The organism is Lachnospiraceae bacterium KGMB03038 (assembly GCA_007361935.1).
Classification (GTDB): Bacteria; Bacillota; Clostridia; order Lachnospirales; family Lachnospiraceae; genus Massilistercora.
The window spans coordinates 3255556-3279096 of sequence record CP041667.1 but is presented as its reverse complement, the minus strand read 5'-3'; the positions used below and the strand labels follow the sequence as shown (position 1 = coordinate 3279096).

Annotated in this window: 20 protein-coding genes; 10 read left to right on the top strand and 10 right to left on the bottom strand. The window is 47.1% G+C overall.

Features of this window, described 5'->3' with window-relative positions; genetic code table 11:
- Positions 1–88 precede the first annotated feature (88 nt).
- The 5 genes from FND36_16120 to FND36_16100 form a co-directional block, all read right to left on the bottom strand.
- Positions 89–1120, bottom strand: coding sequence for a zinc-binding dehydrogenase (locus FND36_16120; protein ID QDW75443.1), 1032 nt, complete (start codon positions 1118–1120; stop codon positions 89–91).
- 78 nt (positions 1121–1198) lie between these two features.
- Positions 1199–2575: an MFS transporter gene (locus tag FND36_16115; protein ID QDW75442.1), complete on the bottom strand. Its 1377-nt coding sequence runs from the start codon at positions 2573–2575 to the stop codon at positions 1199–1201.
- Positions 2576–2602: 27 nt separating this feature from the next.
- Positions 2603–3556, bottom strand: a complete 954-nt coding sequence (locus tag FND36_16110; protein QDW75441.1) for a transketolase family protein — start codon at positions 3554–3556, stop codon at positions 2603–2605.
- Complete coding sequence (locus FND36_16105) at positions 3556–4413, bottom strand: transketolase (GenBank protein ID QDW75440.1); 858 nt, start codon at positions 4411–4413, stop codon at positions 3556–3558. The genes FND36_16110 and FND36_16105 overlap by 1 nt, the downstream gene beginning before the upstream one ends.
- 12 nt (positions 4414–4425) lie before the next feature.
- Entirely contained in the window at positions 4426–5451 is a 1026-nt protein-coding gene (locus FND36_16100; GenBank protein QDW75439.1) for a zinc-binding dehydrogenase, read from the bottom strand.
- Between the two features lie 273 nt (positions 5452–5724).
- Here FND36_16100 and FND36_16095 point away from each other — a divergent pair, with 273 nt between their 5' ends.
- The 7 genes from FND36_16095 to FND36_16065 all read left to right on the top strand — a co-directional run bounded on the left by FND36_16095 (position 5725) and on the right by FND36_16065 (position 13977).
- Positions 5725–7317 (top strand): helix-turn-helix transcriptional regulator, encoded by a 1593-nt coding sequence (locus FND36_16095; protein QDW75438.1) that lies wholly within the window; start codon positions 5725–5727, stop codon positions 7315–7317.
- Complete coding sequence (locus FND36_16090) at positions 7314–8321, top strand: zinc-binding dehydrogenase (GenBank protein QDW75437.1); 1008 nt, start codon at positions 7314–7316, stop codon at positions 8319–8321. Before FND36_16095 ends, FND36_16090 begins: the two co-directional genes overlap by 4 nt.
- A gap of 143 nt (positions 8322–8464) precedes the next feature.
- A complete protein-coding gene (rsmA, locus tag FND36_16085; GenBank protein ID QDW75436.1) occupies positions 8465–9343 on the top strand; it encodes a 16S rRNA (adenine(1518)-N(6)/adenine(1519)-N(6))-dimethyltransferase RsmA in 879 nt (292 codons plus the stop codon).
- Between the two features lie 5 nt (positions 9344–9348).
- Positions 9349–10719, top strand: coding sequence for a citrate/2-methylcitrate synthase (locus FND36_16080; protein QDW75435.1), 1371 nt, complete (start codon positions 9349–9351; stop codon positions 10717–10719).
- A gap of 32 nt (positions 10720–10751) precedes the next feature.
- Complete coding sequence (locus tag FND36_16075) at positions 10752–11675, top strand: lysophospholipase (GenBank protein QDW75660.1); 924 nt, start codon at positions 10752–10754, stop codon at positions 11673–11675.
- Between the two features lie 484 nt (positions 11676–12159).
- A complete protein-coding gene (locus FND36_16070; protein QDW75434.1) occupies positions 12160–12582 on the top strand; it encodes a hypothetical protein in 423 nt (140 codons plus the stop codon).
- A gap of 618 nt (positions 12583–13200) precedes the next feature.
- Positions 13201–13977 (top strand): hypothetical protein, encoded by a 777-nt coding sequence (locus FND36_16065; protein ID QDW75433.1) that lies wholly within the window; start codon positions 13201–13203, stop codon positions 13975–13977.
- A 298-nt stretch (positions 13978–14275) separates the two neighbouring features.
- Here FND36_16065 and FND36_16060 read toward each other — a convergent pair whose 3' ends face one another.
- Complete coding sequence (locus tag FND36_16060) at positions 14276–14623, bottom strand: hypothetical protein (GenBank protein ID QDW75432.1); 348 nt, start codon at positions 14621–14623, stop codon at positions 14276–14278.
- A gap of 264 nt (positions 14624–14887) precedes the next feature.
- Between FND36_16060 and FND36_16055 the strand changes: the two genes are divergently transcribed.
- Both FND36_16055 and FND36_16050 read left to right on the top strand, forming a co-directional pair.
- A complete protein-coding gene (locus FND36_16055) occupies positions 14888–15583 on the top strand; it encodes a response regulator transcription factor (protein ID QDW75431.1) in 696 nt (231 codons plus the stop codon).
- Positions 15584–15595: 12 nt separating this feature from the next.
- The gene (locus FND36_16050; GenBank protein ID QDW75430.1) at positions 15596–18193 is read left to right on the top strand and encodes a HAMP domain-containing histidine kinase; all 2598 of its coding nucleotides are present in this window, start codon (positions 15596–15598) and stop codon (positions 18191–18193) included.
- A gap of 50 nt (positions 18194–18243) precedes the next feature.
- Here the strand turns inward: FND36_16050 and proC are convergent, their stop codons facing one another.
- The 4 genes from proC to FND36_16030 form a co-directional block, all read right to left on the bottom strand.
- Positions 18244–19041, bottom strand: a complete 798-nt coding sequence (gene proC, locus FND36_16045) for a pyrroline-5-carboxylate reductase (GenBank protein ID QDW75429.1) — start codon at positions 19039–19041, stop codon at positions 18244–18246.
- 77 nt (positions 19042–19118) lie between these two features.
- Entirely contained in the window at positions 19119–20402 is a 1284-nt protein-coding gene (locus tag FND36_16040; protein ID QDW75428.1) for an amidohydrolase, read from the bottom strand.
- Positions 20403–20442: 40 nt separating this feature from the next.
- The gene (locus FND36_16035; GenBank protein ID QDW75427.1) at positions 20443–21147 is read right to left on the bottom strand and encodes a hypothetical protein; all 705 of its coding nucleotides are present in this window, start codon (positions 21145–21147) and stop codon (positions 20443–20445) included.
- 125 nt (positions 21148–21272) lie between these two features.
- Positions 21273–21791, bottom strand: coding sequence for a hypothetical protein (locus tag FND36_16030; protein QDW75426.1), 519 nt, complete (start codon positions 21789–21791; stop codon positions 21273–21275).
- Between the two features lie 152 nt (positions 21792–21943).
- Between FND36_16030 and FND36_16025 the strand changes: the two genes are divergently transcribed.
- Positions 21944–23539 (top strand): response regulator, encoded by a 1596-nt coding sequence (locus FND36_16025; protein QDW75425.1) that lies wholly within the window; start codon positions 21944–21946, stop codon positions 23537–23539.
- The last annotated feature ends 2 nt before the right edge of the window (positions 23540–23541 follow it).

Below are 23541 nucleotides of genomic sequence, written 5' to 3'. Positions count from 1 at the left end.
CCTAAAAGTCATTTTGGTACAGGGCAAAACGTAATTGGGGACGTAGCCTTTTGCAAAAAGGCTACGTCCCCAATTAAAAATTTAACAATCAAAACTTCAATACTGACTTGATCGTCTTCCCTTTCATTTGTGCCTCAAATGCCTCCTGATACTGTTCCGCCTCGAAAATGCAGCCATCGCTCATCAGTGTATCGATATCCAGCACTTTGAATAATCCCAAGGTCCGCGGAAATGCGTACGGAGACTGGAAGACGCCGGCCACGATGGTGACTTCTTTGAAAAATGCCGCCTGCAGATTCAATGGAAAATCGTAATTCACATCATATAACGCGGCAAAGAATTCCAAAGTGCCGCCCCGTCCTACGGCGTCCAGAGCGCCGGGACACGCCCGTGTGGAACCGGAGGCCTCGATCACCACATCGTATCCAAGGCCGCCTGTATAGCGGCGGGCGGCTTCGCCCACATCTTCTGCGGTGGGATCGATGGTATGTACTGCGCCTAGTTTTTTAGCGACTTCTCGTTTCCAGGCGATGGGTTCGCTTAAAGTCAGTTCTGTGGCGCCGGACAATTTGGCAAGCTGCAGCAGGATCAAACCGATGCCGCCTCCGCCGCTGACCATCACGCTCTGTCCCGGTTTGATCTTCGCCAGGTCGATGCCGTGCAGGCATACGGAGATGGGTTCGTGAAATACGGCTTTGGCCAGATCGGTGCCTTCATCCAGTTTGAAGACGGTCTGTTCGCCGGTGACGATATAGTCCGCCATGGCCGCCATATTACTCTTAATATTGGTACAAAGATGCTCCTGTCCGTTCCGGCAGTAATGGCATTTTCCGCAATACTGATTGAAGTAGTAGATGACGGGATCGCCCACCTTCAGTCCTTTCGCAGTGGCCTTTGGGCCAAGCTCTGTAATATATCCGGCGGCTTCATGTCCCAGAGGATAGTGGTCGGTGTCAGCCAACACCAGGAAATCCATCTCTTTTCGAAGGAAATGAAGGTCTGAGCCGCACACCCCACAGTATTCCACTTTAATTTTTACATCATCGTCCTCCGCGATCTGAGGCTCTGGCGCATCTGTCTGGAGTTCCAGGCCATGTGGAGTATAGAATAACTGTCGCATAAATTACCTCCTAAATTAAGAAAATCTGGACCTGCTCAGGATACACCAAGCCAAGTGTATCCTAAGCCTTATCAGTCATTATTCTTCTTGAGCTTTTAGTTTTTCCAGGATATCTTCATATGTGGCGTGGTCGATCGGATAGAACTTCAGCATAACAGCGGTTACAATCGACAAGATTCCTGGAATGACAGTGAAAATAAGATTGATCCCGTTTAGTACACTTGCTGACTGTTCAATTCCGGCGATATAGCCCATGGCAGACAGAACTGATCCCGCGCCGGTGACGCCGACAGCCATGCCAACCTTCATAAAAAAGTTTACGATCGCTGAAATAAACCCGGAGGCCCGGACGCCATAGTAAAGCTGGGTATATTCCGTGGTATCCGGCACCATTCCATAGATCATGGTGGTAGAAGCTCCCATAAACAGACCAACCACAGCGGTGGTAAGATAAACGACCATCATACCGCCAGTCGTTGTAGGATCTATGAAATAGATCACAAAGGTCAGGATTCCGGATACCAGGAAACCTACCATAGGAACAATCGCCTTGTTTTTTAATTTAGACGTGATCGAACCTAAGATCAGTATTCCCACCATAGAGGAGACCAGATTGATCAGCGAGTAGGTGCTGTACGCCAGAGCATTGTCCGCGTTATAAGTAAAATAGTACAGGGCAACAGAGCTTCTTCCATAGTAGAATAAACCGTAGATCAAGAAACCGGCGGAAAGAATAATGACCGGCCAATTCCCTTTCAAACACTTGAAGCTTTCTCTATAGGATACATCTTCGTGGGGCGTGTTGACAACTTCTTTTGTATTTTTAAAGCAGATCATATGACATACGACCATGATCACTGAGAACATGACAGCCGTCATAAAATAACCTTTAGAGTCGTCCCCGCCGCCAAATAAAATGACAAAGCGCTGAGTTCCATAGGAAATGATAGCGGAAGCTGTATAAGCGAAGAATAGCCGATATGTAGCTAGACTTCCGCGCTCTCTCGCATCCAGTGTTACGGCGGCCTCCATGGCGGAATAAGGAACATTTACACAAGTATATACGAATACCAGAATGAAAAAGGTAGCAGTCGCGTAGGCAATTTTACCGACTGCGCTCTCTATCCCGAAATCCGTGAAGCAAAGGATATTCAGCACTGCCAGGGGCAGAGAGGCAAAGAGTATCCAAGGACGGTAACGCCCCCACTTACTTTTGGTATGGTCAGACCAGCGGCCGACGATCGGGTCATTGATCGCGTCCCAGATCCTGGAAGCGCCTATGATGATACCAGCGGTACCGGCGGCGATTCCAAGGCTGTCTGTCCAGAAATACATTAAAAAAGCTGAAATAAATGACCAGCTGAAATTATTTCCAAAGTCTCCGATCGCATAGCCGCATTTTTGGAGAGGCGTCAATTTAATATTTGCCTCGTCTACGTTGTATACTTTTGACATGCGGGAATCCTCCTCTCATTCTTTCATTTACAGCATGGCTTTCATATTTTTCGCCAGCCCTTCTTCGTCATATTCGTTCAGATGATATAAGAAATCCGGCGTGGCCAGGGGTACAAACTCATCTGGACAGCCCAGAATTTTAAATTTGCAGGAAATGCCGGCTTCCGCCAGAGCATTTCCAACGGCCCAGCCCAGGCCGCCGATCTTGTTGTGATCCTGTGCGCATACAATACGTCCGGTTTTGGCGGCATCCAGCACGGCTTCTTTGTCCAAAGGCTTAATGGTATGCATATCCACTACACGGATTTCCGCGCCTGTTTCCTCTTTTACCATCTCAGCGGCTTTCATAGCATGATGGACGACAATGCCAGAAGCAATGAATACGCCGTCATTTCCGGGACGGGGAACCAGAGCTTTTCCGATCTCATATTTTTGGTCTTCCGGGTAGAGGGAAGAAGTGGCTTCCTTGCCCATGCGGATGTATACTGGGCCCGGCCAGGTAATAGCAGCCTCCAGGACCTTTGCGATCTGGAAGGGATCCCCAGGTTCGATCACGGTCATGTTGGCGAAGCTGGACATGATGGCGCAGTCCTCTAAAGCACAATGGGTACCGCCGCTTTCCGCCCCGGAGTATCCGGCATAATTGGCTACGATGCGCACGGGCAGATTGTTGTAGCAGATATCAGTACGGACTTGCTCAGCGGCCCGCATGGAGGCAAAGGGAGCAAAAGAAAACGCAAAAGGAATATAACCTTCTGTGGCCATTCCGGCGCAGAAACTCATCAGATTTTGCTCCGCGATACCCACATTATAGGAACGTTCAGGAAAACGTTTTTTAAATCCGCTGACTCTGGAAGATACGTCTACATCCGCGCTGCAGATGATCATTTCCGGGTAGCGTTCGCCCAGGGATTCCAGGCATGCGCCTACAGCATCCCGCAGACTAAAAATATCACCGATATTGATTGTCATTCCAGCCATTATTCATTCCCCCATTTCGCTTCGTATGCCGCTTTTACTTCAGCTACGGCCTTCTCGTAGTTTTCATCATTGACCATGCCTGCGTGCCATTTGGCGTTGTTTTCCATAAAACTGATGCCGTGTCCTTTCACCGTGTTGCAGACAACAACGGTAGGAACATCGCTGTCTGCCGACGGAAGGGCGTCTATGACGTCGATCAGCTGTTCCATATCGTTTCCATCGGCCACCTCGACCACGTTCCAGTTAAAGGCGCGCCAGCGGCTGGCCATATCGTTTAAAGGCATATATTCTTCCGTAGGGCCGTCGAAAGACATGTAATTCCGGTCTACGAATACGACCAGATTGCCAAGTTTGTATTTTACACTGGACATGGCGGCTTCCCAGATACTTCCCTCGTCACATTCGCCGTCACCCACAACGGTATATACCCGGCTCTTGCTTCCTTTGGATTTCAGGGCGGTGGCGATTCCAGCCGCCACCGGGAATCCGTGGCCAAGAGAACCGGTGGAAACATCTACATAGGGGTTCCTGAGATTGCAGGAGTGCATTCCAAACCGGCCAAAATCCGTGGCGTACTCTTTGTAGATATCTTCCACATCATAGCAGCCGATGGCCGCCTGACTGAAAGAAGTGACAGCGGCCGCGTGCCCTTTGCTCAATACAAATCGGTCTCTGTCCTCCCAATGTGGGTTGGCGGGATCATAATGGATGGCGTACTGCCAGATGGCGGTCATAATATCACAGCAGGACATATCGCCTCCGATATGGATGACCGTCTGATGACATAATCTTAAAAGGTTGAGCTTCGTTTCCAGAGAAGCCTTTTCTAAATGTTTGATCGTTGCCTGTTCAGCCATAATTCCGCCTCCTTACGCGTCTTTATTACATTTAATAACAATCTTTGGATATTCTGACTTCTTATATAATTCAAAAGCATTTACCGCATCTGAAAGGGGCATGATAGGGCCTATGATCTTATCTAACTGCATTTGGGGCAGCAGGTCGATGACTCTTGGGTAATTGTAAATGCTGGTATAGACCGTATGAAGGCTTGCCTCTTTCATGTACATTTCGTAAAGATTTACAGGCAGCTCATAATCCATGGGAAATACGGCGAAATAAACGACTTTTCCTTTTTTAGCGATCAGATTGAGCAGCGGCGGAGCGGCTGCCGGCACTCCGGAAGCTTCGATGATCACATCATAGCCCCGTCCTCCTGTGATTTCTAATCCCTTTTCTACAATATCTTCACTGGAGGGATCGATCACATACTGAGCGCCCATATCCAGCGCCCGCTGGCGTTTCTGCGGGAGGGGATCACTGGCGGTCAGTTTGGTGGCGCCTCTTTTGGTCAGCATATCCAGCAGGATCGCGCCGATGCCGCCTACGCCGGAGATCAAAACGGAGTCTCCAATCTGAATATCAGCGATATCAATGCCCTGCATAGCGGAGGCGCAAGGCTCAGCGATGCAGTAGTGAAGCGGATCGGCGTTTTCTGGAATCTTGAAGATCATATCCAGGTTCACCACGGCGTACTCGGTCGCCATCGGCATGGCGGAAGTAGAATGTTCGCAGAACACGTCATGGGCGCGCTTGCACTCATCGCAGACGCCGCAGTGTCCAAGACTTGCCACAGCCACCTTATCGCCGATCTTATAGCCCATTTCCGCCGCCTCATCGCTGAGCTCTACGATGGTTCCGGAACCTTCATGCCCAAGTCCCATTGGCAGAAGATCTTTGGAGAAATGATATAAGTCTTGAGTGACAATGTGGATATCGGTGGCGCACAGGGCGCAGTAGTCCACCTTCACCTTAACGGCGTTTGGCCGTATCATTGGTTCTGGAAGGTCCACAAGATCCACTTTTCCGTCGCAGATTTTCGCTAAAGCTTTCATAAATAATATCTCCTTTCGTTCCGTTGATTTAAGTGCTTTTATGATAAAACCGGAAGTTGTCAGATTCAATGGATAGATTTTTTGACAAGGGGGATTATTCTGCTATCCCGAAAAATATTTAACAAAAGATGGGAAAATAGGAGAAATATTTTGTTTTTTTGAACAAAATAATACACCTTCTTGAAAATGTTTCAAAAATTTGGTATTTTTATCTGGTAAAAGAAAAAAGTTTAAATAGGATTTTTCTATAAAGAGGGCATAGGAGGTGTCCGAATGAGTTACTCGGTGATTTTCATTGTAGACAATCTGGAATTGCAGGGAATCTTAAAACAGTATATAGGCCAGTGGAAAGAAGACTATTCTCTGGTACTGCATACGACCAATGCGGTTTTGGCAGCTTCTATGATCGAGAGCCTGCCGGCGCAGATCGTGCTCATACAAGAAGGGCTGAATTTTTACAATGAAAATTGGTTTATCCGGGACACCCAGCGTTACAAGCCAAATATCCGATATATCCTGCTAAAATCTCAAGATCGCGGAAGTACGCTGTCGGAAGAGAATCAAAAGAGGGTCAGCGCGATTCTGGACTGGGAGACGCTCTCGCCGGAAGAACTGAAGGCAGCTCTGGACCAGGCGGCGCGGGATTACGATGACCAGGAAAAGCAAAAGGAAACGCTTACAGATGAAAATAGGTGGCAGAAAGCCTATATGCGATGGCTCCATGAGAGTAATCTTTTGGCCGGGGTGCTGGGCGGAACCGTGGAAGGAACACAGATCTTCCGGCTGGATTCCAGTTTTAAGCCCGGAAGCTTCCTGCTTCTGATCGGAGAAAATCAGACGGAGCCTAAATGGACGTTTTACAACCAAAACCCTGTTTCTCTGGGGAAAATGTATCAAGGGCTGGAAGAGATCATGGAGCGGCTGGCCGGGCTGGTCCTGATCGCCAGTGAAAAGAAGTTATGCTTTCTTTTTAATGTAAACCGGGAGAATCAGAAAGAAAAGCTGGAACTATTTCAAAAAGAAATCCGGGAATGGGAGCGGACCTTTATGGTTCCGCATTTACGGTTTTCTGCCAGCGGGATAGAAAATGATCTGGGTAATCTGTCGGCGCTGTATCGGGAAGTGGATGGAACTTTGAAGTATCATTTTTTCAGTGGAAGCGATCGGATCGTGACCAGCAGCTGGCTTGCGGAAACTTCTGTGAGTTTGGATCTGGATGAGCTGTACCACCAAATGGAGCGGCTGGATACTTCCTTTGAACAGCGGGATTATCCTATGCTGGCCGGGGCCCTGGGAAGAATCTCTCATATGACCTGGGAGACATTGTCTTTCAATTCCTATGAATATGTCTGGGGACAGCTTAGTTATTTTTATTTTTCTCAGGCCCGAAAATACCGGCTGTATCCGGAGGAAGGTTTTTTTAATATGAATAACCGGGAATATCCAGGATTTGAAACAGCTTTTCAGAGCATGACGGAATATCTTGCCTCCTTATTCCAGAAGTTGCCGGGAGAAAAGATGGAGACCTCAAATTCCCATGTGAATCAGGCCATCGCTCTTCTGCGTCAAAATATGGAACAAAATATCGGACTTGCGGAGGCGGCCCGGAGGATCCATGTAAGTCCCTCTTATCTGAGTCATTTATTCCAGAAGGAATTGGGAACTACCTACATCAACTACAGCAATCACCTGCGGATGGAATATGCGGCCAGATTATTGCAAAAGCCAGGGAAGATCAGTCAGGTGGCGGAAAAAGCAGGATTTGAGGACAGTAAATATTTCAGCAGGCTTTTTAAGAACATTATGGGGGTATCCCCGCGGGAATATCAGGCAAGAATGAAGGCGAAGGAGGAGGATGCAGGATGAAAAAGGTATTGCTGGATAATGGAAGCGTCTGGCTTAAGGAGATACCGGAACCTATACTTCGTCGAGAAACGGATGTAAAGATACAGGTAGATTATGCCTCGATCTGCGGGTATGATCTGATGGTCTATCGGGGGCAGGCATCGCCCGGATCAGATTTCCGAGTGGGACATGAAGTATCCGGCACCGTACTGGAGACTGGCGCTCAGGTAACCGGACTGGAGCCTGGAGACAAGGTGGCTGTCAGGCTGGATACGGCTTGTGGGCAGTGCGCCATGTGCAGAGCGGGAAAGCCGGATTATTGTCTGAATATGCAGATCTATGACGGCGGGATGCAGGAACGGATGGTATGCCCGGAACAGGTGTTGTGCCCGCTTGGCGGCCTGGGGCTTAGAGCCGGATGCCTGATAGAACCGCTGACAATGGGAATGTGCAGTGTGAAAAAAGCGGATATCAGAGGCGGCGAGCGGGTACTGATCCTTGGAGGCGGAGCGATGGGACTGCTGATGCTGAAGTTGCTGCGCCTGTATCCAGTCAGCGAGGTTGTGATAGCCGATCCTAATCAGAAAAAGAGGAAAATGGCGCGGGACTTTGGAGCAACCTGGACTTTTGATCCTGCCTCCCCCAGATATATGGAAGAAATGAACGGATACTGCGAAAGTGAAGGATATGATGTGGTGATCGAAGCTTCCGGCAATCCTGCCTCGGCGAAACTTGCCTTCCACCTTGCCGCCAGAGGCGGCAGAGTAGTCTTCTTTGGTTTGTATGGGATGAACTTTGAGCTGCCGGTCAATCTATTCAACCTCTATTACAAAGATGTCTCTATTCACGCGGTGCTGCCATCCACCACCCTTTATCCGGCGGCAGTAAAACTGGCTCCCAGGCTGAGACTGGAAGAATTGATCACAGCAGAATTTCCTTATTGGAAAGCGTCAGAAGCATTTCAGGAAAAAGCCTCTGGAGAGCATGCAAAAGTCGTGTTAAAGTTCCATTTGGGTACAGGGTAAAAGTCAATTTGGGACGTAGCCTTTTTAAAGTTTACTACGTCCTGGTTCATATAATCTTAATAATTTTTCATTTTTTTGCTATTTCTTAAAGATTTATATTATTGTATAATGTACTTTACAATATGGTAGTCTAGGGAGCATCTATGAGCAGGGAAAAACTGGGGAATCCGCAGAATACGATCGATATTCTACAGAAATATCATTTCACATTTCAGAAAAAGTTCGGGCAGAATTTCTTGATTGATACCCATGTGCTGGACAAGATCATCCAGGCGGCAGAAATCACAAAAGAGGATATGGTTCTGGAGATTGGGCCGGGAATCGGCACGATGACCCAGTATCTGGCGGAATCAGCGGGAAAGGTGATCGCTGTAGAGATCGACAGAAATTTGATTCCAATTCTTTCTGAAACATTAAGTGGATATGAGAATGTGAGGATCATCAACGAGGATGTTTTGAAAGTGGATATCCGAGAACTGGCAGAACGGGAAAACGGCGGCCGGCCGATCAAGGTAGTCGCGAATCTTCCTTATTATATTACCACTCCGATCATTATGGGATTGTTTGAAAGCCATGTTCCGGTGGAAAGTATTACGGTCATGGTGCAAAAAGAGGTGGCCCAGCGGATGCAGACAGGCCCGGGGAATAAGAATTATGGGGCGCTGTCTCTGGCTGTTCAGTTCTATGCAAAGCCGTATATCGTAGCGAATGTTCCCCCGAACTGTTTTATGCCGAGGCCAAAGGTGGGGTCTGCGGTGATCCGCCTGACCCGTCATGAGAAACCGCCCGTGGACGTGGCAGATGAGAAATTGATGTTCGATATTATAAGAGCGGCGTTTAACCAGAGAAGAAAGACCCTTTACAACGCTCTTAGAAATTCTGGGAAATTTGAATCTTCAGATGAAATGATCGCAGATGCAATTGCACAGCTTGGAAAAGGCGCAGGTGTACGAGGAGAGACTCTGACATTGGAAGAATTTGCCAGGCTGAGCAATGACATACAAACCAGACAGAAAGGATGATGATTATGGGAAAAAGCGTAGAAAAGGCATTGTTTGAGATCACGCCGGAGATCCAGCATTTTGCGGAGATTTGTGAGGAAAAGAATGCGATTGAAAAGGATCTGTATACAAAATACGAAGTAAAACGGGGACTTCGTGATCTGAATGGAAAAGGCGTCTTGGCAGGACTCACTAACATTTCTGATGTATGCGCTACGAAGGTCGTGGATGGAAAAGAAGTACCCTGCGAGGGAAATCTTTACTATCGGGGCTATAACATCAAAGATCTGGTCCAGGGATTTTTGAAAGAAAAACATTTTGGATTTGAAGAAATTTCTTATCTTTTGCTGTTTGGTGAACTGCCAAACGCGAAAGAACTGGAGACGTTCCATGAGACATTGGTCGAGCGTCGGACGCTGCCTCCGAATTTTGTAAGAGATATCATTATGAAAGCGCCCAGCAGAGATATGATGAACAGTATTTCCCGGTCTATCTTAAATCTTTATTCTTATGACGCGAAGGCGGATGACACAACGATTCCAAATGTACTCCGTCAGTGTCTGAACTTGATCAGTCAGTTTCCAATGCTAATGGTTTATGGTTACCACGCATATAATTACCGGGTAGGAGAGGACCTCTTTATCTACGCGCCGTCGCCGGAACTGTCAACAGCGGAGAATATTCTGATGATGCTGCGGGAAGACCGGAAATATACCAAATTAGAAGCCAGGATTTTAGATATGGCTCTGGTTCTGCATATGGATCACGGCGGCGGAAACAACTCTACATTTACAACTCATGTGGTAACTTCTTCAGGGACAGATACATATTCTACGATCGCCGCGGCCATGGCTTCTTTGAAAGGTCCGAAGCATGGAGGGGCGAATATTAAGGTAACGCAGATGTTTGAGGATATGATGCACCAAGTTTCTGACTGGGAAGACCGGGACGAAGTAAAGGCGTATCTGAATGATCTGCTGGACAAAAAGGCATTTGACAAAAAAGGACTGATCTATGGAATGGGGCACGCGATTTATTCCGTTTCCGATCCAAGAGCAGATATTTTCAAGAAGTTTGTAAAGAAATTGGCCAAGGAAAAAGGCTGCGAGAAAGAGTATGCTCTTTATGAAATGGTAGAACATATGGCGCCGGAAGTGATCGGGGAGAAGCGCAAGATCTATAAAGGTGTGAATGCAAATGTGGACTTCTACAGCGGCCTGGTATACAGTATGCTGGATCTTCCGCCGGCTCTTTATACGCCGATCTTTGCCGCGGCCCGTATCGTAGGGTGGAGCGCCCATCGGCTGGAAGAGCTGAAGAACGTAGACAAGATCATACGGCCGGCGTACAAACCGCTTGCGCCGCATAGGGACTATATTCCAATGGAAGAACGTTAAAAATGCACTGCCAGAGGAGTTGGTGAACCATGATGAAGAAAGAGTTCAGCTATCTGTCACGGGATGGCGTGACGAAGATCCATGGGATTGAATGGATTCCGGACGGCGAGATCATAGGAATCCTTCAGATGTGTCACGGAATGGTAGAGTATATCGACCGATATGATGAATTTGCCGCATACTTGGCCGGAAAGGGCTTTTACGTGGTAGGACACGATCATCTGGGACATGGAAAATCTGTTCAGAGCCAGGAAGATTATGGACATTTCGATGAAGTGAAGGGGAATCGGTATCTGATCGGAGATATCCATATGCTCCGCCAGAGGACGATGAAGAAATATCCCGGCCTCCCTTATTTTATAATGGGGCATAGTATGGGGTCATTCTTAGTGCGTCAATATCTGACGCTGTATGGCCAGGGGCTTGCGGGCGCGATCATCATGGGAACAGGCTATCAGCCTCTTCCAGTGATTCTGGCGGGCCAGTTACTGTGTAAGATCCTGGCAGCATTCAAAGGCTGGAGGCATCGGAGCCGGCTGGTAGACGGCCTGTGCCTTGGGATTTACCGGAGCCATTTTAAGTCCGGCGGAGGCGTGGGAGATTGGACCACATCTGATCGGGAAATGTGGGAGAAATATACAAAAGATCCCTTGTGCAATTTCCGGTTCACATTGGCAGGCTATTATCAGATGCTGGAGGGAATGAAATCACTGGTCAAGGCGGGAAGCGTTAAGCGGATACCTAAGGAATTACCGGTATTCTTTGTGGCTGGTGAGGACGATCCGGTAGGAGCGTTTGGTAAAGGAGTACGGAAAATATACGCAAAATATAAAGCCTCCGGCTTGGAAAAGACAGATCTGAAGCTTTATCGGGATGACCGACATGAGATCCTGAATGAGACAGACCGGGATAAGGTATATGAAGACTTATATCTTTGGCTGAGAGAGAATTTATAATGTTAATTGGGGCCGGGGGATTTTTAAAAATCCCCCGGCCCCAATTGACATCTTAACAGCGAAAACCCGCTAACCACAAGGGCTGGCGGGTTTCGTTGTCGTTATCTAAAGGAATGAGAGTAAAGTGTGTCATCAGGAGTATCCTGATGTCTAACTTTATGAGAGGGGGATGATAGTTGATGTGTTCTTCAACTATCTGATACCTAGTATAAAGGGAAAATGTGACAAAAGTATGAGAGAATTCTAAAAGAAGCAGGAAGTTTCTTAAGAGCGCATTAAGGAATTCTTTCAGCAACGCTCGGTGGAGCGCCTGTCTGGCAGTTGAGGCCGATTGTCAGGGCCGGAAATGCCTGTTTTCTGAATATGACCGGAAGCAAGAATATTTACTGCAATATTTTACGAAAGCTTTACCCAATTGTAATGATATACTCTGAATGAAAGATTATAATTTATAAAAAATTACAGATTTAGAGAGGTAAAGATCATGGCTTTATTTATGAATGATAAGGATATGAATGAAATGTTAGACGGGATTTGTCCGCAAGGAGAGGCATACAAAGGCAAAGCCTGGGGAACTCTAATGTCTGGAACCGCGAAAATGCTGGCATTGGGAGCTTTGAGCAATGTATATTGTTATGTTGGCGTAACAGAGAAAACATTAGTTATTGCAGTCTTAGAAACCATGGATATTTCCCATATTTATGGAAAAATTTGTCTCCCCTTTGATAAGTTGGACGAAGTGAAAGTAAAAAAAGGATTAATGCCATCGCAGCGGATTATTAAGGCGAAAAGTGGGGAAACAAAAATAAAGTTATCTCTGGTTAATAATACAGTCACGGCTAAAATCAAAAATCAAAAACAAGGTATGCAGGTGATTTGTGAATCGTTGGAACATTTAAAAAATTAATTTTTTCACGGAGGAGTAAGACAAACGACATAGAAGATAACAGAAAGGGCAGAAAAATGTCCGACCACATTCTTTCTCTTTCATATCGGGGCCGGCTTACAAATTCTGGTTTTTCTATCGGTATTATGGGGGATATACAAGCTGTGTTTCAGCTGCAAAAATGATCGGGCGGATGCTGGGATGGGCTATGAGGAGAGGCGGAATCGCAAGAATTATTATTTTACTGGACGCGGATATATTGTTAGTTGGCAGACTCTGACAGTAAGAACCAAAGACTCTGCGGGGGGTGAAAAGAAGGCATGGACAGCGAAAACCCGCCAACCATTGGGCTGGCGGGTTTCGTTGTCGTTATCTAAAGGAATGAGAGTAAAGTGTGGCATCAGGAGTATCCTGATGTCTAACTTCATGAGAGGGGGGGATAGTTGATGTGTTCTTCAACTATCTGATATATAGTATAAAGGGAAAATATGACAAAAGTATGAGAGAATTCTAAAAGAAGCAGGAAGTTTCTTAAGAGCACATTAAGGAATTCTTTCAGGAAACTTGATTTCGTAATCTGCTTCCCTCATAATGAAAATAGTTAAGCTTGTGGGACGGTGAAAGGAGATCGGTGTATAGATGGGGAGGATCAAGAAAGTCCTGATCATAGGAAGCATAATTTTGCTGGCCGTGGGGATATTTGCCGGCTGGTATATTCTGCGAAGCTGGCCAATGCGATTTCATGCAGAGTTTGACCGCTTCTTTGGGGCTGAAAATTGGGAAACGATTTCAGCTGAGGAAGAAGAAAGCATTATCTATACAGAATATGTAAGCGTACGGAGTAACCCTGCAATGTCCGGGGAGGTCCCGGGGAAATTCCAAAACTGGAATATAGAATTCACAAACCGGGATGGAAATCAGGAAATATGGCAGGTCAGCAATCATACGATGAAGATCAATCAGGACAAATATTGGATTCTCAGTCCCAAACGGTATTCCGCGAAGCAGGCGCTGGTACAGGAATTGATGGAGATTTCATTTGAGATAGCGGGAGAAGAAGTGAGACAGGAAGTGATCCTGGACATTTTGCCGGAGGAGGAAGCGGATTGCCTGGATATTTCTATTTCCTACTGGAATGGGAATCCCAAGCCGGAATTTTATGATGCCCTTTGGGAGGAATCCTGGTTTACGGCAAATACGGTTACTGCTAAGGATTATCTGGAATGTGATCTGTATGATTTCTATATAGATGTGTTTGCGTATGATTACAGGGTGGAAGCGCTGTCTAAGGAAGAACAGGAGCATCTGATGGACAGCTTTGAAGCTGTGGAACAAAGACTGCGGCAGGAATATGGGGAAGATGCGGCTTACGAGATTTATTTTGATGAAGATCACGCCGTGGAGCAGAATGGATGATTCTGGCAGAGGGAATGAAAGTGAAGGACTCTAATGATGGGGAAAAAGAGGTATAGACAGCGGAAACCCGTTAACCTTCCGGCTAACGGGTTTTCGTCGTTGTTATAGTTATCTAAAGGAATGAGAGTAAAGTGTTCCGCCAGGTCACCCTGGCGTTTTACTTTATGAGGGGGGAGATAGTGATTGTTCATCAACTATCTGTCTTATAGTATAGGAGATAAATATGTCCAAAATATGTTAAAACTATAAAAGAAAAAGAAAAAATCTTAAGAACCACTTAAGAAGTCAGGAAGAAAACCTAAAACACGGGCATGGAGCAGGTGTGGCGAATATGAGAAACTAGAATATCCATGAATTCACCGGCGGTAGGTCTTCCCAATAGAGGGTGCAGAGCAATATCATGGAGAAGGCGGGTATTGCCCCGTTCCCAGCAGACACGGATTACTGTACGGATATCCCGCTCTACGCTGCAGCTGGAAGCGTGGAAGACTCTGGCAATCTCAGGATAAAGCAGTTTGCTGATACACAATAGATAGTCTTCATCTTTTAGACATAATTTAATTCCATAACATAAATATCGGTAGCCCCGATAAGTCGCATTGATACCAAGAGAACGAATAAGCAGTTCAATTTCCCGGTCATGCATAATGAACCCCTCCCATAGTTAGATTTACATTGAGAAATTTGAGACAATAGTATTATAAACGGAATCCGCGTTAATTCTTAGAATATCAACAATATAAGACTTAATTCGACAGATATCGACATCAAATGGGGCCGGGGGATTTTTAAAAATCCCCCGGCCTCATTTGAAAATGCCCTGTCCCTTTTCAGAATATCTTAAGAATTTCCACGATTCTATCTTAAAAATTCCCTGCTATTCTTGTATAGTATAAGGGAGGTGAGAGAAATGGCAAAAATTTTAGTGTGCGATGATGACAAAGAGATCGTGGAAGCGATCGATATTTACTTGACGCAGGAAGGATACCAGGTATTCAAGGCGTATGACGGACAGGAAGCCTTAAGTGTGCTGAAAAAGGAGCCGGTGGACCTTTTGATCATAGATGTTATGATGCCGAGGCTTGACGGGATCCGGGCTACGCTAAAGATCCGGGAGGAGAATAATATTCCGATCATCATTCTGTCTGCGAAATCGGAGGATGCGGACAAGATTCTGGGATTAAATGTTGGGGCGGATGATTATGTGACGAAGCCTTTTAATCCGCTGGAGCTGGTAGCCAGAGTCAAATCCCAGCTCCGCAGATATACCCAGCTTGGAAGTACGGTGCAGGGAACAGGAGAAACGGTCTATTCAGCGGGAGGGCTTTCCATCAATGATGACCTGAAAGAAGTCAGAGTAGACGGAGAGCTGGTGAAACTGACGCCGATCGAGTATAATATCCTGCTGCTTTTGGTCAAGAATCAGGGGAAGGTATTTTCTATTGACCAGATTTATGAAAGCATCTGGAACGAGGATGCGATTGGCGTAGATAATACGGTAGCAGTACATATCCGCCATATAAGGGAGAAAATTGAGATCAATCCCAAGGAGCCTCGATATCTGAAAGTGGTGTGGGGCGTGGGATATAAGGTGGAGAAGTTTTAGAAGGGAGTAGTTATGAAACAGCACTGGTATAAAACCAATCTGACAAAAATGGTTTTAATTATTTTGGAACATGTTCTGGTGGTCATCCTGGTGCTCAGCTTTTTGTGGCTGGTTTCTTATCCGGCGCTGAGGGAAGAGATTTTTGAGGGAAATCCGGCCAGAAAATATGAGGATTCCAGGGGATTTGCCTCACAGTTGGAAAGTAAGAGCGAGCAGGTGTTGAATGGCATCAGCGCATCTAACTTTTTTGAAACCAATGGCAGTCTGGATGAAGAGAAGATCATTGATATTGAAGAATGGTATAAGAACGGCGAAGCTCCGGGGAAAAATGTAAGCGGTCTGGCATACCGCCTTGGGGACTTGATAGAGTGGAGCAATAGAATGACCGCTTACGATGCAAATTCTTCCGACTATATGAATATGGAGAATATCGTTGTCTGTGAAAGACCGGCCGCCGATGGAAACGGGAAATTGTATCAATATTATACATATTCGGATTTTGAGTCAGCGATTCAGAACGGCGATTTGCAATTCGCGGCCGCGGTAGAAGCAGATGCTCAGGCAGGGCTTCTGCAGACACTCCAGGATGGATATGGCTATCAGGGGATGGAATCCTATGACGACAATGGGGAAGAATTGTCGAAAGAAATCTTGAATGCGCAGGGGGAGCAGGAGTACATTGATTATTGGAACTACGATGGTTTTCGTGTGGAGGAAAGGTTTGCGCCGATTGGGGGCGGCAGCATCCTGGATATCGTGAATCAGGATGCCCACTGGAATGGACGGCTGGAAGAGGCTTATGAGGAACTGCGGGCCTGTGTTGAGATGATCGGAGGGCAGTATTCGGAATACAATGCCTGGATGTCAGACTTACAGGAAGGAGATACCAACTATGCGTATATTTACGTAGATCCGGCGAGTCAGGAAGTATATACCAATCGGGAAGAGTATCAGGATCTGGGAAGTCTGGAAACCAATTTGGAGACGTTAAAAGATACAGGAAAATATATTATCATCAGGCCTAAGCTGGCGGACTTTGATACCAATGTGGCGGAAGCGGATGCCTCCATCTGGCGGGATATGGTAAAATATTCCGGAACTAATGAAGAAGATTTTGTCTTTGCCGCAGCGGTGGATACATCCTATCCAATCCAGGACAGCTTCTATTCTGAGAATCGTCTGTACGAACAGTATGGTTCCAGCGCGCGTGAGATCGCTCTTATAGGATTGGCGGCGGGAATCCTGGCCATTGTGGGAGGTATTTGGCTGACTTTTGCGGCCGGAAGGAATAACAAAGACGAAGAACTCCATTTATGCTGGTTTGATCGGTGGAAAACAGAGATCGCGGGAGCTGTGGTCGTCTTACTGTGGTGTGTCCCATTTCTTTTTATCAACAGTGGTTATTTTTGGGTCGGAGATATATATTCTAATAGTTATGGGCAAACAACTAATTTAACCGAGGATATGCTGCCAGTTATGATCATGGGAGCCGTGACAGCGGCCATTTCCTGCAGCGCGTTTCTGATAGGTTATTTAAGCCTTGTCCGGAGGATCAAAGCAAGAAATTTGTGGAAAAACAGCATCCTTCGCTGGATTTGTTCCTTTATTTATCGGATCTTTTCCAATCTGCACTGTCTGTGGCGGAGGCTCATCATGTTTGGCGGGTTTGTGCTGATCCATTGGATCGCGATCCTGTGCTGGCCCAGCGGTTTCTGGGGAATACTTATGCTGGCGGCAGAAGGAGCGGCCCTGGTTTATCTTGTACATGAAGCTGTTGGAAGAGAAAAGATTAAAACCGGAATCATGAAAATCTCCGGCGGCGAAGTGGATTATAAGATTCCGACAGAAGAGCTGCGCAGAGAACAGAAGATTATCGGCGAGCAGATCAACTCCATTGGCGAGGGGCTGGATGCCGCTATGGAAGAACGGATGAAGAGTGAACGGCTGAAAACCGATCTGATCACAAATGTATCCCACGATATTAAGACGCCGTTGACTTCCATTATCAACTATGTAGATCTTTTGAAGAAAGAGAATTTTGAGGATCCTAAGATCCAGCGGTATCTGGAGATCCTGGAAAGCAAAGCGCAGAGATTAAAGACCTTGACAGAAGATGTAGTGGAAGCCTCAAAAGTAAGTTCCGGCAATATTTCATTGGAATATATGAATATTAATTTTGTGGAAATGATCCAGCAGACCAGCGGCGAATTTGAAGAAAAATTCAAAGCCAGGAACCTGACAGAAGTGATGAATATTTCGGAGGAAGAAGCATATATCCGGGCTGATGGGAGGAGAACCTGGAGAATTCTGGAAAACATCTATAACAACGCCGCGAAATACGCAATGGAAGGCACACGCATTTACGCGGATATGAAGGTTATAGATAATCAGGTGACTTTCAGTTTGAAAAATATTTCTCAGCAGCAGCTCAATATCTCGGCAGATGAGCTGACCGAACGGTTTATCCGGGGAGATATCTCGAGAAGTACAGAAGGCAGCGGACTGGGGCTGTCCATCGCAAAAACCCTGACAGAGATGCAGGGAGGAAAATTTGAATTATATCTGGACGGAGATCTGTTCAAAGTGACGATTGTATTTCCGAGGGTTTAAAAGAGCAAATGGGGCCGGGGGATTTTTAAAAATCCCCCGGCCCCATTTGACTAAAGCTTCTTGGATTTCTCTGTCGCGGCATTGATACATTCTATAACAGCGCCCCTCATTCCGCCCTTTTCCAAGGCTTCGCAGCCTTCGATGGTGGTCCCGCCAGGAGAGGTTACCATGTCTTTCAGCTGGCCGGGATGAATGTCTTTTTCCAGGATCATTTTGGCGGTCCCCAGACATGTCTGAGCGGCCAGCCGATAAGCGGTGGCACGGGGGAGGCCTTGTTTTACGCCGCCGTCAGCCATTGCCTCAATGAACATGGCGATATAGGCCGGGCCGCCGCCATTCAGGGCGCAGGCGGCATCGATCAAATGCTCGGGAATCAATTCCACAATTCCGATCGCTTCACAGATAGAGCGGACCGCCGCTAATTCATCCTCTGTGAAATCGTTGTCGGAGCAGAAGGCGAACGCTCCCTCAGACACCATGGCCGGAGTGTTTGGCATGGTGCGCAGAATACGGGGAGTACCGCTGATCATAGAGCGCAGGCGCGCTACGGTAATGCCGGCCACAATAGACATGACAGCTTTGCCGTCGAGGGCATCGCCGCACTGCGCTAAAGTTTCGGATGCATATTGGGGTTTTACGCCGAGAATGATAATGTCACTGTTTTTACAGACGTCTTCACAGTCTTTGGCAAGGTTGACACCCCAGCTTTCAGCCTTATCCATAGCGGCAGGACTAACGTCATATACAAACGCGTTCTCCTTTGGAAGGACACCGCTGTCCAGCGCGCCGGAGAGAATGGCGCCTCCCATATTTCCACATCCGATCATTCCGATTTTTTTGGTAATCATAAAAATTCCTCCTTTGGTATTTGGGACAAATTATTTGAAAAAGGGACAGGGCATTTTCAATTCGGGCCGGGGGATTTTTAAAAATCCCCCGGCCCCGATTGATGAATCCAGGCCCGGGTTCCTTCTGCCATACACCTGGCAGCATACAACATTCCTTTATGGCCGATGCTCATCCCGGCCTGCCGGGCGGCAGCCCAGTGATGCAGCGGGGTCCCTCTGCACATGGTGGCCGCGCTTAAGGTAATAAGGGGGACGGTATGGCTGACTTCAGCGGCATCGGTGCCAATGGAGATGGGGACGGGCTCGTCCTCTAAGGGCTCTAATCCCCGGAAATATTCGCCGCCGTTATCAAGTCCGGCCTGTCGGCTGATTTCTGCCGCAAAGTCCAACTCTTCCTGGGTATATTCAGGAGTAGGGATCTGTGTCATGACCTTATAATATAATTCCGTCAGAGGCCGGTAGATCTTCATTTCTTTACAGCTTGCCACAAGCTCGATATCTACCGTTGTGCCTGTCATGAGGGCAGCGCCTCTGGCGCAGTCATCTACCCTCCGGGAGGCATCATCGGTCCGGGAGCGCAGGCTGGAGCGGATGAAATAGTTGGTCTTAGCAAGATCAGGAACTACGTTGGCAGGCTGTCCATTGTCGATGTAGGCATAGTGCATGCGCACGTCTCCTGGAACATGCTCCCGCAGATAGTTGACGCCGATGTTCATAAGCTCCGCCGCATCCAAGGCGCTGCGGCCGTCTTCCGGGGATTTGGAAGCGTGGGCGCTGACGCCGTGGAAGGTATAGTTCTTAATATCCTGGGCCTGCCAGATATCATTGCTGACCCGGTTGCGGTCAAAGGGATGCCAGGTGACAGCTAGATCCAGGTCATTAAAGACGCCTTTCTGATTCATGATGATCTTGCCGGACATGATCTCTTCCGCAGGACACCCATAGACTCTCAGCGTACCGGCAACACCGTTTTGCTCCATATCCGCTTTTAAGGCGCAGGCCGCGGCCGCCGCTCCGGTTCCCAGCAGGTTGTGGCCGCAGGCGTGTCCGAGTTCCGCCAGGGCATCGTACTCTGCCAGAAATCCGATGATGGGCTTTCCTAACATATCTCTGGGCGCTTTTCCCTGGCGATTCGATGGTTCATTGCTCCACTGAGCGGTAAAGGCGGTCTCGATTCCGGCGGTACCCCGCTCCACCGTGAAGCCATGTCTTTCCAGAAATGCGGCCAGATACTCGGAAGACCGGACTTCCTGGTAAGCAAGCTCTGGATGCTGGAAAATGTAGTCCGCGGTTTCGGTCAGTTCCTCCCGGTGAGAATCCAGCCAGGAGGCAATCCTATTTTCAGAAGTCTGCTGTTCCACGATCAATCTCCTTTCTCAATGATGGCGGCCCTTTGTGTCATCAGTCCTCGGTGGGATAGAGACCGTCCAGCACATCCAGATATTCGCTTCCGAATGTTTGGACATAGTCCTCAAGAGCCATGGCTACCGCTTTTTCCCCGTCCGCGCCCAGATCTTCGATCAGTGTATTGCTTATAGTGTACCTGAGGTGGGCGGTATGGAAATTGAAGTCTTTCATACAGGAAGCGCCCAGTTCCTGCTTCTTCTTGGCCAATGCCTGATTTTCTTTTGGGCTTAATGGGCAGCCCCAATCGAATTCACACCGTTCTCCGCCCCAGCTCATAGCCGTGGTGGTCGGGGTACAGACGTATTTATCCTGGTAGCCCTGATAAACGGCGTTGTCTACATTAACGCAGTATAGTTTCCCGTACTCCGTCAGTCCGTGTTTTGCCCAGGCGTCACACCAGGCGCATTTGGAAATATAGGTCTGGAGGGTAGGCTCTGTGCGGATTTGTCCGAATTCCATCTGCCCGTCATAGTCTGGTTTCCATTCGCCATAAGCCTGATTGGTCATGATGTTCAATTCATCTCCGCGGGCAAGAGCATTTGCGGCCATGCGCCGACCGCGTTCGTTTCCATAGAGAGTCATTCCTCTGAGAATCGATTCTTCCCCTTTCTTTCCGCATAATTCTACCGCGTTTTTCGCCAGAAACGCAAAGAGGACGGCATGGTGCTCGATCTTGCAGGAAACAGGTTCTTTTGTCATATTGTTGCTCCTTTCCAGGCATTGGGTCTTAGCCAATGCAGCTTTATGTCATAAGAAAATTATACTACAAACAGGGGCAGAAGTGCAGATGGATTTGGAAGGCAAAGAGAAAAGCCGGGAAAAGATCAGGCCGGCGGGAAGAACAGGGGAATATTGGGAGGGAAACAGGTAAAGAGAAAGAAACATAAGGTCACAGAAAGCCACAGGGTAAAGATTACATTGACAGACGGAACAAAGACAAGGGAGCGGCAGAGATAACGGGATACGGCAAAGGACAGGAATACGCTCAGACAAAAAATCAAAAGATCGAGCATCAGAAAATGTCGCCCCAAGATTCCCGTATAGGTATAAAAAAGGACCAGGATAAGACAGAGACCGCAGATGACGCCCCAAAAACGGCAAAAGAAGAAACGGCATCCATTGCGGGGATATCGGAAGAAGGACCATATAGAAAGGAAAAGAAATGGGAAAAATAAAAGTTTTAAATGTTCCCAAGGAGATTCGCTGACTGGGCAGAAAAGGGCGGCCAGCGCAGATCCGCCGGACCATTTATAAAGAAAATGATTCAGAGAACCTAGAATGATGACGAATAAGATAGACGGCAGATCAGGCTTGTTTATTTGATTTTTTAAAAACTTTTTCATGAACAATATCCTCCCTTTACTTTCAATATATGAGAGGATATAAAAAATATGTGAGAATATCAGGAGTATAGCAAAACAAAAATCATATAGACAATTTTTGAGCATATTTGATACAATCAGAATAGATTTGAAATTGAGGTGGGAGAGGAACGATGATAAAGGTACTGATAGCAGATGATGAGAAGAAAATATGCCGACTGATAGATATGCTTTGTGATTGGGAAAGTCTGGGAATGGAACTCATCGGCTATGTGCATAGCGGGCTGGAGGCAGCTGAAGTCATCCGGGAGAAGAAACCGGATATTTTGATCATCGATATCCGAATGCCAGGATGTGATGGCATTGAAGTGATCCGGCAGGCAAGGGAGATGGGACTTTCCCTGGAGGTGATCATTATCAGCGGATATGCGGATTTCAGCTATGCGAAAGCGGCGATCACACATGGAGTAAGCGCGTATCTGTTAAAGCCTATCAAGAAGAACGAGTTAGAAGAAGCGGTAAGGCAGGCCAAAGAGAGTGTGGAAAAAGAGCAGAAACGTGTTGAAGCGGGAAAGAAGCTGTATGAGTATACAGAAGATGAAAATTTGAAAAAAAGGCGCAGCCTGATTTTTTCTCTTCCGATGTCTGTATCTTTTGGGGAAGGCAGGGAGATTGAAAGTATTAATAAGCAGTATTGTTATTGTTTCCGGCCGGGCTGGTTTCAGTTTTTTGTCCTGCAGCTTCATTATAGTATGAAAAAGTATGATAAAAAAGCAATGGATAGGACTATAGAGGGATTTGAGCGGACGATCCGCAGGGAGCTGAAGGAAATCTGTGTGGATCACGAAATCTGTGTGAGCGGGAATAAGTGTTTTGTTCTATGTAATTACGAGGAGGCCAGGGAAAAAGATTTTCGCAAGGGAATTCGTGGAATCGTGAATAAACTGGCGGCAAAACGGTTCGAGATGTGGAAGATGACATTTTCCGCAGCTCTTGGAAAGAAAGTGGAGTGTCCCTCCGAATTGTGGGATTCTTTGGAGAGCGCGCAGGAAGGGCTGAAAGAGGCGGTTGTGGAAGGGTGTGAAAAGCTGCTGGAAGCGCCGGCTTCCCAGGGGCGGCCAGAGAGGGATTTCTCAGCGGTCATCGATCGGTTTAATAGCGAATTTGCAAGGAGTATTGATTTATGTGATGAGCAGCTGATTCAGGAAAATATGGGGAAGCTGAAAGAAACACTGGGGAAGGAACGAGATATTCGCGGACGAGATTACATTAACATCGTACATTTGATTGGAATGTACGCATTGACAAAGAGCGGAAGCGATAATGAGGAGATTGGGACATTTACAGAGAGAAGTGAGCTGAGTCAGGATCTAAAGGAATTGTTCGGCGTATTGGAGGAATATCTGAGAAAAATCGTCCGGAAAAATCTGCAAATCCAGAAGGAGGATGGAAGGCGTCCGATCCGTATCGCAAAGCAGTACATTCAGAATCATTATACAGAGGGGATCACGCTGGAGGAAGTGTCGGCGATTGCAGGCTTCAGCGCCAGCTATTTCAGCGGACTGCTGAAAAAGGAAATGGGCATTGGCTTTTCGGAGTATCTGGTCCAGCTCAGAATGGAAAAGGCGAAAGAACTGCTAAAGGGGACAACGGTAAATATCAAAGATATCTGCGGCCAGGTAGGATATTCCGACCTTAAACATTTTAACGCTATATTTAAGAAATATACCGGGATAAAACCGGGAGAATATCGTAAGTTATATGGATAAGG

Bases quoted from the DNA above. Each gene is read 5' to 3' on its own strand.
- FND36_16060 (QDW75432.1), bottom strand. From the start codon at position 14,623: ATGCATGACCGGGAAATTGAACTGCTTATTCGTTCTCTTGGTATCAAT.
- FND36_16070 (QDW75434.1), top strand. From the start codon at position 12,160: ATGGCTTTATTTATGAATGATAAGGATATGAATGAAATGTTAGACGGG.
- FND36_16110 (QDW75441.1), bottom strand. From the start codon at position 3,556: ATGGCTGGAATGACAATCAATATCGGTGATATTTTTAGTCTGCGGGAT.
- FND36_16025 (QDW75425.1), top strand. From the start codon at position 21,944: ATGATAAAGGTACTGATAGCAGATGATGAGAAGAAAATATGCCGACTG.
- FND36_16050 (QDW75430.1), top strand. From the start codon at position 15,596: ATGAAACAGCACTGGTATAAAACCAATCTGACAAAAATGGTTTTAATT.
- FND36_16030 (QDW75426.1), bottom strand. From the start codon at position 21,791: ATGAAAAAGTTTTTAAAAAATCAAATAAACAAGCCTGATCTGCCGTCT.
- FND36_16065 (QDW75433.1), top strand. From the start codon at position 13,201: ATGGGGAGGATCAAGAAAGTCCTGATCATAGGAAGCATAATTTTGCTG.
- FND36_16090 (QDW75437.1), top strand. From the start codon at position 7,314: ATGAAAAAGGTATTGCTGGATAATGGAAGCGTCTGGCTTAAGGAGATA.
- FND36_16100 (QDW75439.1), bottom strand. From the start codon at position 5,451: ATGAAAGCTTTAGCGAAAATCTGCGACGGAAAAGTGGATCTTGTGGAC.
- FND36_16120 (QDW75443.1), bottom strand. From the start codon at position 1,120: ATGCGACAGTTATTCTATACTCCACATGGCCTGGAACTCCAGACAGAT.
- rsmA (QDW75436.1), top strand. From the start codon at position 8,465: ATGAGCAGGGAAAAACTGGGGAATCCGCAGAATACGATCGATATTCTA.
- FND36_16115 (QDW75442.1), bottom strand. From the start codon at position 2,575: ATGTCAAAAGTATACAACGTAGACGAGGCAAATATTAAATTGACGCCT.
- FND36_16075 (QDW75660.1), top strand. From the start codon at position 10,752: ATGAAGAAAGAGTTCAGCTATCTGTCACGGGATGGCGTGACGAAGATC.
- proC (QDW75429.1), bottom strand. From the start codon at position 19,041: ATGATTACCAAAAAAATCGGAATGATCGGATGTGGAAATATGGGAGGC.
- FND36_16035 (QDW75427.1), bottom strand. From the start codon at position 21,147: ATGACAAAAGAACCTGTTTCCTGCAAGATCGAGCACCATGCCGTCCTC.
- FND36_16105 (QDW75440.1), bottom strand. From the start codon at position 4,413: ATGGCTGAACAGGCAACGATCAAACATTTAGAAAAGGCTTCTCTGGAA.
- FND36_16055 (QDW75431.1), top strand. From the start codon at position 14,888: ATGGCAAAAATTTTAGTGTGCGATGATGACAAAGAGATCGTGGAAGCG.
- FND36_16080 (QDW75435.1), top strand. From the start codon at position 9,349: ATGGGAAAAAGCGTAGAAAAGGCATTGTTTGAGATCACGCCGGAGATC.
- FND36_16095 (QDW75438.1), top strand. From the start codon at position 5,725: ATGAGTTACTCGGTGATTTTCATTGTAGACAATCTGGAATTGCAGGGA.